General features: G+C 62.6%; 10 protein-coding genes. 7 read left to right on the top strand and 3 right to left on the bottom strand.

Annotated elements, in window-relative coordinates:
- Positions 1 to 72 precede the first annotated feature (72 nt).
- Together ACP7DD_RS02840 and ACP7DD_RS02835 are read right to left on the bottom strand one after the other, a co-directional pair.
- Positions 73 to 1,194, bottom strand: coding sequence for a beta-ketoacyl-ACP synthase III (locus ACP7DD_RS02840; protein ID WP_426173193.1), 1,122 nt, complete (start codon positions 1,192 to 1,194; stop codon positions 73 to 75).
- 113 nt (positions 1,195 to 1,307) lie between these two features.
- Positions 1,308 to 2,747, bottom strand: a complete 1,440-nt coding sequence (locus ACP7DD_RS02835) for a S41 family peptidase (RefSeq protein WP_426173192.1) — start codon at positions 2,745 to 2,747, stop codon at positions 1,308 to 1,310.
- Between the two features lie 260 nt (positions 2,748 to 3,007).
- On the opposite strand from ACP7DD_RS02835, the gene ACP7DD_RS02830 reads away from it, so the two are divergent.
- From ACP7DD_RS02830 to ACP7DD_RS02815, 4 genes are all read left to right on the top strand, one after another.
- Entirely contained in the window at positions 3,008 to 4,021 is a 1,014-nt protein-coding gene (locus ACP7DD_RS02830; protein ID WP_426173191.1) for an NAD-dependent epimerase/dehydratase family protein, read from the top strand.
- Entirely contained in the window at positions 4,018 to 5,070 is a 1,053-nt protein-coding gene (locus tag ACP7DD_RS02825; protein WP_426173190.1) for a bifunctional UDP-4-keto-pentose/UDP-xylose synthase, read from the top strand. Before ACP7DD_RS02830 ends, ACP7DD_RS02825 begins: the two co-directional genes overlap by 4 nt.
- Positions 5,071 to 5,599: 529 nt before the next feature.
- A complete protein-coding gene (locus ACP7DD_RS02820; protein ID WP_426173323.1) occupies positions 5,600 to 7,603 on the top strand; it encodes a M13 family metallopeptidase in 2,004 nt (667 codons plus the stop codon).
- Between the two features lie 74 nt (positions 7,604 to 7,677).
- Positions 7,678 to 9,726: a M13 family metallopeptidase gene (locus ACP7DD_RS02815; RefSeq protein WP_426173189.1), complete on the top strand. Its 2,049-nt coding sequence runs from the start codon at positions 7,678 to 7,680 to the stop codon at positions 9,724 to 9,726.
- A 334-nt stretch (positions 9,727 to 10,060) separates the two neighbouring features.
- Here the strand turns inward: ACP7DD_RS02815 and ACP7DD_RS02810 are convergent, their stop codons facing one another.
- Positions 10,061 to 10,708, bottom strand: coding sequence for a PEP-CTERM sorting domain-containing protein (locus ACP7DD_RS02810; RefSeq protein ID WP_426173188.1), 648 nt, complete (start codon positions 10,706 to 10,708; stop codon positions 10,061 to 10,063).
- A gap of 233 nt (positions 10,709 to 10,941) precedes the next feature.
- Here ACP7DD_RS02810 and ACP7DD_RS02805 point away from each other — a divergent pair, with 233 nt between their 5' ends.
- The 3 genes from ACP7DD_RS02805 (at position 10,942) to ACP7DD_RS02795 (ending at position 15,233) form a co-directional block, all read left to right on the top strand.
- Positions 10,942 to 11,280 (top strand): hypothetical protein, encoded by a 339-nt coding sequence (locus tag ACP7DD_RS02805; protein WP_426173187.1) that lies wholly within the window; start codon positions 10,942 to 10,944, stop codon positions 11,278 to 11,280.
- 230 nt (positions 11,281 to 11,510) lie between these two features.
- Positions 11,511 to 14,927, top strand: a complete 3,417-nt coding sequence (locus tag ACP7DD_RS02800) for a hypothetical protein (protein WP_426173186.1) — start codon at positions 11,511 to 11,513, stop codon at positions 14,925 to 14,927.
- A gap of 9 nt (positions 14,928 to 14,936) precedes the next feature.
- Positions 14,937 to 15,233 (top strand): M13-type metalloendopeptidase, encoded by a 297-nt coding sequence (locus ACP7DD_RS02795; RefSeq protein WP_426173322.1) that lies wholly within the window; start codon positions 14,937 to 14,939, stop codon positions 15,231 to 15,233.

The raw sequence follows: 15,233 nt of genomic DNA, 5'->3' as shown, positions 1-15,233 counted from the left end.
GGGTCTGACCTAAGTCAGACCACAAATACAGCCAATTGGTTCCCGCGCTTTACGCACGTCGTTCCAGGAAAATTATTTTTTGCGGACGACGACGCAGCCGATCGAGTAGCCGGCGCCGAACGAGCAGATGACGCCGAGCGCGCCGGACGCCATGTCGTCCTGGTGCTTGTGGAAGGCGATGATCGAGCCGGCCGACGACGTGTTGGCGTAGGTGTCGAGGATGACGGGCGCCTCGTTCGGTTCGGCGTCGCGTCCGAGCAGCATCTTGGTGATCAGGAGGTTCATGCTCAGATTGGCCTGGTGCAGCCAGAAGCGCGATACCTGCGCCACTTCGAGGCCGGCCGCCGCCACCGTGTCGCGGATCATCTCGGCGGCCATCGGGCACACTTCCTTGAACACCTTGCGGCCCTGCTGGCGAAACAGCTTGTCGGCCTTGCCGATGCCGGATTCGTCGAAGCGGTTCATGAAGCCGAAATTGTTGCGGATGTTGTTGGAGAACTTGGTCTTGAGCTTCGACTCGAGGATCTCGAACTGATGTTCGCTCACTGCCTGGTCGGCGCCTTCGATGACGATGGCGGTGCAGGCGTCGCCGAAAATGAAGTGGCTGTCGCGGTCGCGGAAGTTCAGGTGGCCGCTGGTGATTTCGGGATTAAGCACCAGCGCCGCGCGGGCCTGGCCGCTTTGTACGGCCGCCATCGCGGTCTGGATGCCGAACGTGGCCGACGAGCAGGCGACGTTCATGTCGAAGCCGTAGCCGTCGATGCCGAGCGCTTCCTGCACCTCGACCGCCATGGCCGGGTAGGCGCGCTGCATGTTGCTGCAGGCGACGATCACCATGTCGATGTCGGCGGCGACGCGGCCGGCGCGCGCGAGCGCCTGGCGCGCCGCGGCGACGCAGATTTCAGCCTGCAGCGACAAGTCGTCGTCGGCACGTTCGGCGATGCGCGCCGTCATGCGGGTCGGGTCGAGGATGCCTTCCTTGTCCATCACGTAGCGCGACTTGATGCCGGACGCTTTTTCGATGAAGGCGGCGCTCGAGCCTTCGATGGCGGCGACGTCGCCGGCGGCGATCGCGGCGGCGTTGTCGGCGTTGAACAGTTCGGCGTAGGCGTTAAACGCAACCACCAATTCTTCGTTGGAGATCGATTGGGTTGGCGTGAACAGGCCAGTGCCGCTGATGACGACTTGTTTCATGATGGTGCTTTCAGAGAAGCGCCAGGCGGGCCGGCGCGTGCACATATTTTACACATGCGCGTAGCAGCGAGGCAGATTTGAAGCCTGCAGGGCGCGGGCGGCCCTGCGGCGGCTCAATGCGCCGGCGCCTTCGGATGCTGGCGCGCCAGTTTCGGCGCCGGCGCGGCCTTCGACAGCTGTACCGGCAGGCCCTTCAGGTGGTTCAGCGCCTGCTTGAGCTGGAAGTCGTCGGCGCTGCCGTATTCGAGCGGCTTGCGCTTGCGCTCGATGGCCGCCAGGCGCAGCTCGTCCTCGGCGTCGTCGCGCGCGGCGCCTGGGTCTTCCTTGCTGCGGTCGTTGGCCAGGTGCTTTTGCAGGTCGGCTTCGCGCAGGCGCAGGCCGCTCGCGGCGTCGCCGTCGGCGTTCTCGTCGACCAGCAAATCGGGCACGATGCCGCGCGCCTGGATCGAGCGGCCGGCCGGCGTGTAGTAGCGCGCGGTGGTGAGCTTGACGGCGGCGTCGTTCGACAGCGGCCGGATGGTCTGCACCGAGCCCTTGCCGAAGGTCTGGCTGCCCATGATGATGGCGCGCTTGTAGTCCTGCAGCGCGCCGGCGACGATTTCGGACGCCGACGCCGAGCCGGTGTTGACCAGCACCACCAGCGGCACGCTCTTGACGGCGGCCGGCAGGCGCGCCAGCGCGTCGCTGTCGCCGCGCAGCGAGTAGAACTCGGCGCGGCCGTAGAAGCTTTGCTTCGAATCGGCCAGCTGGCCATTGGTCGAGACGATTTCGGCGTCCTTCGGCAGGAACGCGGCCGACACGCCGATCGCCCCTTGCAGCAGGCCGCCGGGGTCGTTGCGCAGGTCCAGCACCAGGCCTTTCAGGTTCGGCTCCTGCTTGTACATGGCGGCCAGGCGGGCGGCCAGGTCGTCGACGGTGGGCTCCTGGAACTGCGACACGCGCAGCCAGCCGTAGCCCGGTTCGACGATCTTTGCCCTGACGCTTTTCTGGACGATTTCCTCGCGCGCGATGACGAAGGCGAGGGGCGCGGCGGCGCTCTTGCGCAGAACCGTCAGCGTCACCTTGGTGCGCGGCTCGCCGCGCATTTTCTTGATCGCTTCGTCGAGCGCGAGGCCCTGCACCGGCAGCGCGTCGATGCGGGTGATCAGGTCGCCGGGCAAGATGCCGGCGCGCCAGGCGGGCGAATCCTCGATCGGCGCGACGATCTTGATGAATCCTTCCTCGCTCTCGGAGATCTCGATGCCGAGGCCGACGAACTTGCCCTGGGTGCCTTCGCGCAGATCGCGGTAGGCTTTTTTGTCGAGGTAGGCCGAGTGCGGATCGAGCGATGACACCATGCCGGCGATTGCCTCGTTGAGCAGCTTGCGGTCTTCGACCGCTTCGACATAGTCCGACTTGATCAGGCCATACACGCTAGCCAACTGGCGCAGTTCTTCCAGCGGCATGCCGGCGTCGACCGGCTTTTGCGCCAGCGCCGAGAACTGCATCGAGATGGCGACGCCGGCGATCAGGCCAAGGCCGACCAGGCCGGTGTTCTTCAGTGTAGTGCCCATGATGGTCCTGACGGATGCGTGGCTGCAAGCGGAAACGGTTATGCCGCAAGCGTGGCGGCGCGCCGATCCAGTATACGCGCGATTGCCACGCACGCGTATTGCCCGCGCATAATTGCTGCTTCGCATGCAGCGGCGCGCGCGTGGCGCAGACCGCGCTCCTGCTGACCAAGATCACCTGCCGCTGCCGCGCGCTCTGTCACGCTTGGACGCGGCCGTGCCACTTTGGGTCACCGCCGCGATCCTCTGGGGAACACGCAACCATGACAGCGGGAAAACAGACGATATTGGTGACGGGCGCGGCCGGCTTCATCGGCAGCTTCGTGGCGGCGCGGCTGGCCGGGCTCGGGCACGACGTCGCCGGCTGCGACAATTTCAACGACTACTACGATCCGCGCCTGAAGATCGGCCGCGTGCGCGCGCTGCTCGGGCCGCTGGAGGTGCCGTGCCGCGCGGCCGAACTGGCCGATCCGGTGCAGGTGGCGGCGCTGTTCGCGCGGGTGTGCCCGACCCTGGTGGTGCACCTGGCGGCGCAGGCCGGCGTGCGCCATTCGCTGGTCGCGCCGGGCAGCTACCTGCAGTCGAACCTGGTCGCGTTCGGCAACGTGCTCGAAGCGTGCCGGCGCCACCATGTCGAGCACCTGCTGTATGCAAGCAGCAGCAGCGTGTACGGCGGCAACACCAAGGTGCCGTTCAGCGAGGACGACCCGACCGACGCGCCGCTGTCGCTGTACGCGGCGACCAAGAAGGCCAACGAGCTGATGGCGCATGCCTACAGCCACCTGAGCCGGCTGCCGGCCACCGGCGCGCGCCTGTTTACCGTGTACGGGCCGTGGGGCAGGCCGGACATGGCCTACTTCAGCTTCACCGACAAGCTGCTCAGGGGTGAAGCGATCCCGGTGTTTGCCGAAGGCCGGCTGCTGCGCGACTTCACCTACATCGACGACATCGTCGAGAGCCTGGTGCGGCTTCTGTTCAAGCCGTGGACCGGCAACGACGGCGCCGCGCCGCACTGGGTCGTCAACGTCGGCAGCGAGCGGCCGGTGACGGTGCTCGAGTTTATCGGCACGCTGGAACGGGTGCTGGGCCTACGCGCCGAACTCGATTTCCAGCCGATGCAGCCGGGCGACGTGGCCGCGACCCATGCCGACGCCAGCCGCCTGCAGGCATGGGTCGGATACGCCCCGGCAACGCCGCTGGAAACCGGCTTGGCCCGCTTTGGGCAATGGTATAATCCGCGTTCCCTCATTCGGCCACACGCAGCCCCTTCAAAATGAAAAAAGTCCTTATCCTCGGTGTCAACGGCTTTATCGGCCACCACCTGTCCAAGCGCATCCTGGAAACGACCGACTGGCACGTGTACGGCATGGACATGCAATCCGAGCGCATCAAGGACCTGCTGGCGAACGAATCGTACAAATCGCGCCTGCACTTTTTCGAAGGCGACATCACGATCAACAAGGAATGGGTCGAGTACCACGTCAAGAAGTGCGACGTGATCTTGCCGCTGGTGGCGATCGCCACGCCGTCGACCTACGTGACCGATCCGCTGCGCGTGTTCGAGCTCGATTTCGAGGCGAACCTGCCGATCGTGCGCTCGGCGCACAAGTACGGCAAGCACCTGGTGTTCCCGTCGACGTCCGAGGTGTACGGCATGAGCCCGGACGCCGAATTCGATCCCGAAGCGTCCGACCTGGTGTACGGCCCGATCAACAAGCCGCGCTGGATCTACGCCTGCTCGAAGCAGCTGATGGACCGCGTGATCTGGGGCTACGGCATGGAAGGGCTGAACTTCACGCTGTTCCGTCCGTTCAACTGGATCGGCGCCGGACTCGACTCGATCCACACGCCGAAAGAAGGTTCGTCGCGCGTGCTGACCCAGTTCCTCGGCCACATCGTGCGCGGCGAGAACATCCAGCTGGTCGACGGCGGCGAGCAGAAGCGTTCGTTTACGTATGTCGACGACGGCATCGACGCGCTGGTGCGCATCATCGCCAACGTCGACGGCATCGCCACCGGCAAGATCTACAACATCGGCAACCCGAGCAACAACTACTCGATCCGCGAACTGGCCAACATGATGCTGAGCCTGGCCGCCGAGTACCCGGAGTACCGCGACTCGGCCAAGCAGGTCAAGCTGGTCGAGACCAGCTCCGGCGCCTATTACGGCAAGGGCTACCAGGACGTGCAGAACCGCGTGCCGAAGATCGACAACACGATGGCCGAGCTGAGCTGGGCGCCGAAGTTCGCCATGCGCGACGCGCTGGTCGGCATTTTCGATTCGTACAAGGACAACCTGGTCGATGCGAAGCAGTTGAATAACTGACTGGCGATCGGTCAAGATTAGAAAAGGGCTGCTTCTGCAGCCCTTTTTACGTGCGCGAGGAGGACGGCGCATGCGTCGGCGGCTATTGCGAACTGAGCAGTAAGCAAATGTAAGGTTTGGCATTATTGTCGAAATGCCAGCCTATAGTGCTCTCGTTTCTCCCCTCCACCTTAAGTGGTTTTGCCCATGGCCCGCCGTGGGCTTTTTTCGTTGTGCGCACGACAAAAACAACGGGTTGTGTATCGTAAAGTAAAAAACGGGGAGGGCGCGGCTGCGCCACGCTTGCCAGGGCTAAAATTGCTTTCTCGAAAAGCGACGCAGTTCCCCCGCGCCCGATGCAAGCACTCATTCCCATGGCCGCCAGACATATGCATAAGCGGCAAAAAATGAAATTGCGGCGACGAAGTAGTCACCAAGCGCGGGGTTGCCATGATACATTTGCGCTCGGCTTATCCGCCGACTCTTTAATCCTGCCCCATAAGGACAACCCGTGAAACGATACTTCCTGAGCACCCTGACCCTGAGCCTGATGGCCGCCTTCGCCGGCGCCGCCGACACCGCCAAGCCGGTCGCACCGATATCCGGCATCGACACGCAGTACATCGACAAGACGGTGCGTGCGCAGGACGACTTCTTCACGTACCTGAACGGGGAGTGGCTCAAGACGACCGAGATCCCCGCCGACAAATCGAGCTGGGGCACGTTCGCCAAGATGCGCGACGACCTCAATCCGCAGCTGCGCGGCCTGATCGAAGCGGCGCAGAAGGATCCGAAGAAAAAGGCCGGCACCGACGTCCAGAAAATCGGCGACCTGTACACCAGCTACATGGACGAGTCGAAGATCGACGCGCTCGGCTACCGTCCACTGACGGGCGAACTGCAGCGCATCCGCGCGCTGAAGGACAAGAAGGCGCTGCCGGCGCTGATCGCCCACCTGGCCAAGATCGGCGTGGCCGCGCCATATTCGATCGGCATCGGCCAGGACCAGCGCGAGTCTACCCGCTACGCGACCTACATCAGCCAGGGCGGCCTGGGCCTGCCCGACCGCGACTACTACCTGAAGAAGGACGACGCCAAGCTGGCCGACGTGCGCGCCAAGTATGAGCTGCACGTCGCCAAGATCCTCGGCATGGCCGGCGAGAAGGACGCCGCCGGCGCCGCCGCCAGGATCCTGGCGCTGGAAACCGCGCTGGCCGAAGTGCAGTGGACCAAGGTCGACAACCGCGACCCGGTCAAGCGCTACAACAAGATGGACTTTGCCCAGCTGGCCGCGCTCACGCCCGGCTACGACTGGAAGGGCGCGCTGGCCGCGGCCGGCGTCGCCGGCAAGGTCGACTACGTGATCGTCAACCAGCCTAGCTACTTCGCCGCGATGGACAAGATCGTCGCCGGCACCGACCTGGCGACGTGGAAGTCGTACTTCGAGTGGCAGCTGCTGCGCAGCTATTCGGCCTTCCTGTCGAAGCCGTTCTACGACGCGAACTTCGCGTTTTACACCGCCACCCTGTCCGGCGTGACTGCCCAGCAGCCGCGCTGGAAGAACGGCGTGTCGACGGTCGAAGGCGTGATGGGCGAAGCGGTCGGCCGCCAGTACGTGGCGCAGTACTTCCCGCCGGAGCGCAAGGCACGCATGGAAGTGCTGATCGCGAACCTGCTCGAAGCGTACAAGCAGAGCATCGACACGCTCGACTGGATGAGCCTTGAAACGAAGAAGGAAGCGCAGGCCAAGCTGGCCAAGTTCAAGCCGAAGGTCGGCTACCCGAACAAGTGGCGCGACTATTCGGCGCTGACGATCAAGCAGGACGATTTGGTCGGCAACATGATGCGCGCCCGCACCTTCGGCTACAACCGCGGCGTCAACAAGCTCGGTAAGCCGATCGACCGCGAAGAGTGGGGCATGACGCCGCAAACGGTGAACGCGTACTACAGCTCGACGATGAACGAGATCGTGTTCCCGGCGTCGATCCTGCATCCGCCGTTCTTCGACATGCGCGCCGACGACGCGGTCAACTACGGCGCCATTGGCGCTGTGATCGGCCACGAGATCAGCCACGGCTTCGACGACAAGGGCAGCCAGTCCGACGGCGACGGCAACCTGCGCGACTGGTGGACCAAGGAAGACCGCGTCAAGTTCCAGGCCAAGGCCGACGCGCTGACGCGCCAGTACGACGCCTACAGCCCGGTCAAGGGCTACAACGTCAACGGCGCGCTGACCCTGGGCGAGAACATCGGCGACAACTCCGGTGTGGCGGTGGCGTACAAGGCCTACAAGCTGTCGTTGGGCGGCAAGCCGGCGCCGGTGATCGACGGCCTGACCGGCGACCAGCGCTTCTTCATGGGCTTCGGCCAGGTATGGCGCGTCAAGATGCGCGACGAAGCGCTGATCGTGCAAGTCAAGACCGACCCGCACTCGCCGGGCCAGTTCCGTGCCAACGGCACCATGATGAACCAGCCGGCTTTCTATGAAGCGTTCGGCGTGAAGGAAGGCGACAAGATGTATCGCGCGCCGGCCGACCGCGTCATCATCTGGTAATCGCAGCATCGGTAAAGGGAGGGGCGCGTCGCGCCCCTTTTTCGCATTCTGGCGAACAGACATTGGAGTATTGAATGAACAAATATCTATTGAGCGCACTGACGCTTGGCCTGATTGCCGGCCTTGCGCAGGCAGGCGGCGCGACCAAGGCGGTCGTCAAGGCACCGGCATCGGGCATCGCGGTCGAGTACATCGACCCGGCGGTGCGGGTGCAGGACGACTTCTTCAAGCACCTGAACGGCAAGTGGCTGACGTCGACCGAGATCCCGGCCGACAAGTCGAGCTGGGGCACCTTCGTCAAGCTCGACGACGACCTGCGCCCGCAGCTGCGCGCGATCATCGAAGACGCCGCCAAGAGCCCGAACGGCAAGGCCGGCACGGACGCCCAGCGCATCGGCGACTTCTACGCCAGCTACATGGACGAGCAGCGTGCCGACGCGCTGGGCCTTTCGCCGCTGAGCGCCGAGCTGGCGCGCATCGCGGCGATGAAGGACAAGGCCGAACTGCCGGAGATGCTGGCGCACCTGGGCCGCCAGAGCGTCGACACGCCGTTCGACTTCGCGATCCACCAGGACGCCAAGGATTCGACCAAGTACGTCGCCGACATCATGCAGGGCGGGCTTGGCCTGCCGGACCGCGAGTACTACCTGAAGGCGGACGACGCCAAGCTGGCCGACGCGCTGGCGAAATACCAGGTGCACGTCGAGAAGATGCTGGCGCTGGCCGGCTCGAAGACCGCGGCGCCAGATGCCGCGCGCATCGTCGCGTTTGAGACCGCGCTGGCCAAGGTGCAGTGGACGCCGGTGGAAAACCGCGACCCGGTCAAGACGTACAACAAGGTCGACCTGGCGAAGATGGCGGAAGTGGCGCCCGGCTTCGACTGGAAGTCCTACCTGGACGGCGCCGGCATCAGCGGCAAGACCAGCTACGTGGTGGTCAGCCAGCCGAGCTACCTGAAGGGGTTTGCGCAAGTGTCGAACGAGACCTCGCTCGACACCTGGAAGGCGTACCTGCAGATGCGCCTGATCAGCAGCTACGCCAACCTGCTGTCGAAGCCGTTCGTCGACGAGCGCTTCGCCTTTAACGGCACCGTGCTGGCGGGGATCAAGGAGATGCAGCCGCGCTGGAAGCGCGCGGTTGGCACGGTGGAAACGGCGATGGGCGAGAGCCTGGGCAAGCTGTACGTCGAGAAGCACTTCCCGGCCGAGCGCAAGGCGCGCATGGAGGTGCTGGTGAAGAACCTGCTGGCTGCATACAAGGTCAGCATCGACAAGCTCGACTGGATGAGCCCGGCGACCAAGAAGGAAGCGCAGGCCAAGCTGGCCAAGTTCACCTACAAGATCGGTTACCCGAACAAGTGGCGCGACTACTCGGCACTGGTGGTGGCGCGCGACGATTTGGTCGGCAACGTGATGCGCTCGCGCGTGTTCGAATCGAACCGCCAGCTGGCCAAGCTTGGGCAGCCGATCGACCGCGAAGAGTGGGGCATGACACCGCAGACGATCAACGCATACTACAACCCGGAGATGAACGAGATCGTGTTCCCGGCGTCGATTCTGCAGCCGCCGTTTTTTGATGCGAACGCCGACGACGCGGTCAATTACGGCGCCATCGGCGGGGCGATCGGCCACGAGATCAGCCACGGTTTCGACGACCAGGGCTCGCAGTACGACGGCGACGGCAACCTGCGCAACTGGTGGACCGCGCAGGACCAGAAGAACTTCGCGGCCAAGACGCAGAAGCTGGTGGCGCAGTACGGCGCCTACAGCCCACTGCCGGGCTATAACGTCAACGGCGAACTGACCTTGGGCGAAAACATCGGCGACAACTCCGGCGTGGCGATCGCGTACAAGGCGTACAAGCTGTCGTTGAAAGGCAAAAAGGCGCCGGTGATCGACGGCCTGACCGGCGACCAGCGCTTCTTCATGGGCTTCGGCCAGGTGTGGCGCGCGAAGATGCGCGAGCAGCAGCAGATCGTGCAGGTCAAGACCGATCCGCACTCGCCGGGCCAGTTCCGCGCCAACGGCACCATGATGAATCAGCCGGCGTTCTACGAGGCGTTCAAGGTCAAACCGGGCGACAAGATGTACCTGGCGCCGAAGGACCGTGTGATTATCTGGTAGGCCTCGAGAGCCGCGTGGGGTTGCAGTGGATTGAAAAGCTGTGTGCACAGCGAAGCTGGCGGTCCAATGCACCGTAAAGCCGAGGATGAAGAGACTGACACCGCCGGCCAGCAGCCCGCCATATGCTCATGGACCTGAGCACGATGGTCGCGCACTGGTTACACGACAGTGCGGCGCTGGGACGCTGCAGACAGGCCTGCACAGTACATGGTCAAGTTCCGCTGGTCCTTGACTGCGCGCGTTCATCTACACAATGGCGAAGGATTGCAACCTCATGTGGGCCGGATGGGCTGGATGCGGAAAGCCGGTGTTTTAAGCACCGGCCTTTTTCTTCCTACGCGGCCGCAGTGCGGCGCCGGCGCGACGCCGCAACACCGATCATGCCGGCAGCTGACAACATCAGCGAGCCCGGCTCGGGAACCGGTTGTGGATTCGGACCTGGGCCGGGGTCGGTAGCGGCGCCGCCAGTGAGCTGGAAGTACTGCGAATTTTCGAGCGGGCCAGCGTCCACGTCGTTGCGATATTGAGCGCGAGACAGTCCATCAAAGTTGGTATCCCAAAAAATCTCCGCGTTCGCATTATTGCGCCCGTTGCCCAAGGTGAGCCAATATTCGCCGGCACCGACCGTCAGGTTGACAGCGAAACTCGATAGATAAACGTCGAACTGGCCGTTATTGAAAGCAAATACATTGGTCAGCAGGGTTGACCCACCAGGAAGGTCCGCAGCGAATGCGGATGTGCCGAACGAATAATCCAACGTCGCAGGCAGCGTGCCCCGAAGCGTCCACAACCCCAGCGTCACGCCGGTCACCTGCGTCGCGCTCGAAATGGTGAATGAGTTGCTGACTGTTTGCGGCGGGCTGATCGATTGAGCCAAGTAGGTACCGTTGAGCGAGCCATTCTCGTAAATGATCGCAGCCGACGCGGACACGGCGATGACAAGCGAGGCTAGCACCCCACATAATATTTTAATAAATTTCATAGCTTGCTCCCGTAGTATTTGCGTACTTGACAAGCAATTCTTGTGCCTGATTCAAAAAAGGTTGTAGATCAATCACTTATAAATTTTTCGGCGGATAACTGCCGGGGATTGTAAGGTTCACCGACAGCAAATCGCAGAACGTTCCAGCCAGTAGTCAGCAAGCCGAGCAAACTGAAGGTTTTTGCGCGGGTGTAAAACGAGACCTCGCATGACACCTGGAAGGGGTGTTACAGATGCGCCTGATCAGCAGCTATGCCAACCTGCTCTCTAAGCCATTCGTCGACGAGCGCTTCACCTTTAACGGCACCGTGCTGGCGGGGATCAGTTCACCTGCAAGACCGGCTACTCGAACAAGTTCGCGCGTCCGGAACTTCCAAGGCAATTCTCCCAGCCACCGTTCCCACGCTGACCCTAAGCCGCTTTCGCACGCCAAATATTTCACGATGTCGCCCCAGCGTCGACGGGAACCGTCGGCCTCTCGAAGCATTGCAATATATACATTGGCATTCGAGCAATTCAATTGCTTCATTACCAAGCACGTCGTTTTCGCCATTCCGCCAATTTGCGTATAATAAATGACCCATTTGTCCTAGTCGTAGCTGATGCTGTGGTGGCTTGGCATCATTCATTCCGGGGCGATTTGACTCTTTTCATGCGGCAAGCATGTGTTAGACTTGCCGGTAGAGTTATTGAAATTACCCAACATGTTGATCCAAATGGCAACTATTTACGTTGCGTCCAGGTTCCCTGCGCATAGCTCGTCAAGTGTCAAAATCCCGCATATTTCCAAAAGGCAAACGCCATGAACTCCTTTTCCAAACCTATCGACCTGGCTCTACCGCACGACGCGGTCGCCGGTCCCGCCGCCGATGACGGACTTACCCGACGCCGCTTTATGACCATGTTGTCCGCCAGCGCCGCCTCCTTGGCGGTGCAAGGCTGCGGTGGCGGCACGGCCGTCGAAGCGGCCGAGCCGCGGGCTAACGCCTTGCTGGCAGGCGCGATCACCGCGACGAACCCGGGTTCGTCGTCCGGCTTCGCCTCTTTCCAGCTGACCTCGGCAGTCGCCGGCAGCGGCCAGCCGTTCTCGCTTGGCTATGCGTTCAAGCCAGGCGACGTGGCAGCCGGCGCCCGGGTAGTCGGCAGCATCACTGATCTTCAGGTCGTCTGGAAAAATACCTGGCCGGACGGATCGCTTAAATTCGCGCTGATTTCGGGGCGTGCAACCCTGTCCGCCGGCGTTCCGCTGACTGTCACGCTCAACGTTGGCGTCGGCAGCACGGTACCGCTGCTGACGACCGAAAACCTGCGCGTCACGGGTGTGACTGCATCGATCAACGCCGGCGCATTCGGCATGGTGTCCTGGACGGCTGCCGATTGGGCCACCCCGTTCAAAACCTGGGTCAACGGTCCTTTCATGAGCTCATGGGTATATCGCAAGCCTGTCGGCACCGACCCGCACCTGGTCGGCTGGCTGGAAGTGCGCCTGTACCGCGGTGGCGCCGTGGAGATCTTGCCGTGGATCGAAAATGGCTACCTCAACGTGGCCAACCCAGTCAGCAAGAGCGCCATCTACACGTTCACGCTGGGCGGCACCGACCGGTTCAAGGGCGCGATCGACCTGCCGAACCATTGCCGCACCGTGCTGACGTCAGGTAGCGCGTTGAGCCATTGGCTCGGAAACACCCCGGTGGTGACGCCGAATCACGAGAAAGGCTATCTGCAGGCGACTGGCCTGGTGCCAAGTTATCGCGCCAACATTCCCGCTACCGCAGCAGTGTGGAGCAGCCTGCCGACGACTTACACGCCGCTGCAACAGGGCAATTACGCGAACGCCATGGGGATGGGTGGCTATCAGAGCGCTATTGGACTGCTGCCAGAATGGGATGTCTTATACCTGGCCAGCAACGACACGCGCGCCTACGCTGCGGTGATCATCAACGCCTACAGTGCTGGCCGCTTCGGCACCCACTACCGCGACGAAAAAACGCTGCGGCCGCTGCGATTTTCGAGTTACCCGAACCTGGTTGTCAACGGCGGCCCGTCGGCCGGATTGTCCAACACGGGCGCGTCGACCATCAGCAGCTACACGCCTGGCGCATCGGGCACCGTACCGCCGGTGTGGGATCTGCCGCACCACCCGTCGATGGGCTTCATGGCCTATCTGCTGACCGGACGCTTCTATTTCATGGAAGAAGTGCAATTTGTCGCAACTCTGAATTACCTGCTCAACACTGACGCAACGCGCAAGTTTTCCGGCGGCGTATTCCAGTCGTCCGCCGGCTCGAACACTACCCGCGGCGCCGGCTGGGCGCTGCGCACGCTTGCCCAAGCTGCCTGTGTCAGTCCGGACGACGATCCGCTACGCGCCGAGTTCGCCACGTCGATGGCGGCGAATGTCGACTTCTACCATGCAATGTACGTCGCGCAGCCAAACAATCCTTTCGGCATCGTGATGCCTTATTCGAATTACACCGTTGGAGCGGGCAAGTATTCCGAAGCGGCATGGATGCAGGATTTTTTCACCGCGGCAGTCGGCTATGCCCTCGACCTCGACCCCGGCATGGCGGCAGCGAGCACCAGCAAATTGTCCGCGTTCTTCGCGTGGAAGGCGCAAAGTATTGTCGGTCGCCTTGGCGGCACCGCGCAAACCGACTTCCTGTATCGCGATGCAGCCCAGTACGTGCTGGCAGTGGCGCCGTCGGAGTCGCCTAACTTCGCCACCGGCGCAGGCCCCTGGTACCCGAACTGGGGCGCGCTATATGCCGCTACCGTGGGCGTGGCCAACACCGCTGGCACCGGAGCTCTGCGCGGCGGCAATTATCCAGAACCGAGCAGCTATTGGGGCAACCTGCAGCCGGCGATCGCCTACGCCGTGCGTCACAACGTCCCGGGGGCGATGGCGGCCTACACCCGCATGCTGTCCGCGCCCAACTGGAACGAGATCGCCGTTGGTTTCAACCAGGTGCCGGTGTGGAGCGTATTGCCGAACATGCGCGCCACGACAATTACAGTTGCGCCGCCGGTTACATCCGACCTGCCGGCATGGGTGCCGCCGCCGGGATACTTCGCAGATGTGCCAATGAAGAATGATCCACAATCGCTGATGCCGGAGATTTACCGCTCAGACAGCACGGCGATGGACAGTCCTTTCATCATGTGGGGCGGCAGTGCGATCCTGCGCGACTTCAGCGAGCTTGGGGCCCAAGTGTACTACTCCGGCGGGCACGAAACAACCGCGTATCATCCGAACATCCAGATGTCGCTGATCTGCGATTTCACGACCTTGACGTGGAGCGTTGCTAATCTGCCGGTGCAGGCGAACCTGCCCTATACCGTCGTCAACGGCTACGCTCCCGATGGAACACCTTACACCCCGCACACCTACCTCGGCCTGCAAGAGGTACCGAAGGCTTGGGGCGGCGGACCGAAGGGGTCGCTGGCATCGTTTTTCTGGGCCGGCAGCACGTACGACAACCGAATCAACTTGCTTGATGTTTCCCGCGCCAACATGGGGTATTCGCAGCTTGTCACGCGCGAGACAGGGACTAACGACCCAACCAAGATTTGGTTCAGCCCCGCTGCGGCCGGCGGCAACTACCCGATCACGGTGATGGATCCGGTGCGGCGCGGCTGGTGGGCTGCTGTCAACGGCAGCGTGAGCTATACACTCTTTGTCAGTAACACCGGCGAAATCACCCCATATCCTGCGCTGGGCGGCAATCTTGCCAGTGGTGCGCTGGTGCTGTGCAATTCACTAAACCTGTTGATCGCCATCGACGGCGGTTACAACTGGCGGCAGGGCCATCGCACCGTTCACATCCGCAACCTCGCCACCGGTGCCGTCTCCAGCATTACGACACTGGGCACTGTGCCGGCACTAACGGCCGGTTACGATGGCGTGCCTAACAGCTTCCATATGCCCGACATGATGGGATTGCAGTGGGTTGACGAACTGGGATGTGTCGTGGGGCTGGACCAAAGCACCGTCCCGCCGACAATAGTCAAACTGACGCCGCCGGCCAGCAACCCGGCCCTAGGATCATGGACCTGGAGTACGGTGCCGGTGGCTCACTGGTCACAGGACAGTATGGGCGCCGGGACGCTCCAGGCATGCAGGAACAGTATATGGAGCAAGTTCCGCTGGGTGCCTTCACTGCGCGCGTTTGTCTACGCAACGGCGAGGGATCGAAAACCGCAGGTAGTCCGTTTGGGCTGAATGTGAAAGCTGGCGCTCAAGGCGCCGGCTTTTTTTCGCGTTACGCGGCCGCTTAAGGGCAAAAAGGCTCCAGTTATCGACGGCTTGAGCGGCGACCAGCGCTTCTTAATGGGCTTCGGCCACGTGTGGCGCGCGAAGATGCGCGAGCAGCAGCAGATCGTGCAGGTCAAGACCGATCCGCACTCGCCGGGCCAGTTCCGCGCCAACGGCACCATGATGAATCAGCCGGCGTTCTACGAGGCGTTCAAGGTCAAACCGGGCGACAAGATGTACCTGGCGCCGAAGGACCGTGTGATTATCTGGTAG

The sequence above is a fragment of the Massilia sp. TWR1-2-2 genome, assembly GCF_049897565.1.
Taxonomy (GTDB): domain Bacteria; phylum Pseudomonadota; class Gammaproteobacteria; order Burkholderiales; family Burkholderiaceae_D; genus JAFCUW01.
This window is presented reverse-complemented; position numbering and strand designations above follow the sequence as displayed.

Coding starts and splice junctions, on each gene's coding strand:
- ACP7DD_RS02820 (WP_426173323.1), top strand. CDS start 5,600: ATGGCCGCCTTCGCCGGCGCCGCCGACACCGCCAAGCCGGTCGCACCG.
- ACP7DD_RS02810 (WP_426173188.1), bottom strand. CDS start 10,708: ATGAAATTTATTAAAATATTATGTGGGGTGCTAGCCTCGCTTGTCATC.
- ACP7DD_RS02840 (WP_426173193.1), bottom strand. CDS start 1,194: ATGAAACAAGTCGTCATCAGCGGCACTGGCCTGTTCACGCCAACCCAA.
- ACP7DD_RS02815 (WP_426173189.1), top strand. CDS start 7,678: ATGAACAAATATCTATTGAGCGCACTGACGCTTGGCCTGATTGCCGGC.
- ACP7DD_RS02825 (WP_426173190.1), top strand. CDS start 4,018: ATGAAAAAAGTCCTTATCCTCGGTGTCAACGGCTTTATCGGCCACCAC.
- ACP7DD_RS02800 (WP_426173186.1), top strand. CDS start 11,511: ATGAACTCCTTTTCCAAACCTATCGACCTGGCTCTACCGCACGACGCG.
- ACP7DD_RS02805 (WP_426173187.1), top strand. CDS start 10,942: ATGCGCCTGATCAGCAGCTATGCCAACCTGCTCTCTAAGCCATTCGTC.
- ACP7DD_RS02835 (WP_426173192.1), bottom strand. CDS start 2,747: ATGGGCACTACACTGAAGAACACCGGCCTGGTCGGCCTTGGCCTGATC.
- ACP7DD_RS02830 (WP_426173191.1), top strand. CDS start 3,008: ATGACAGCGGGAAAACAGACGATATTGGTGACGGGCGCGGCCGGCTTC.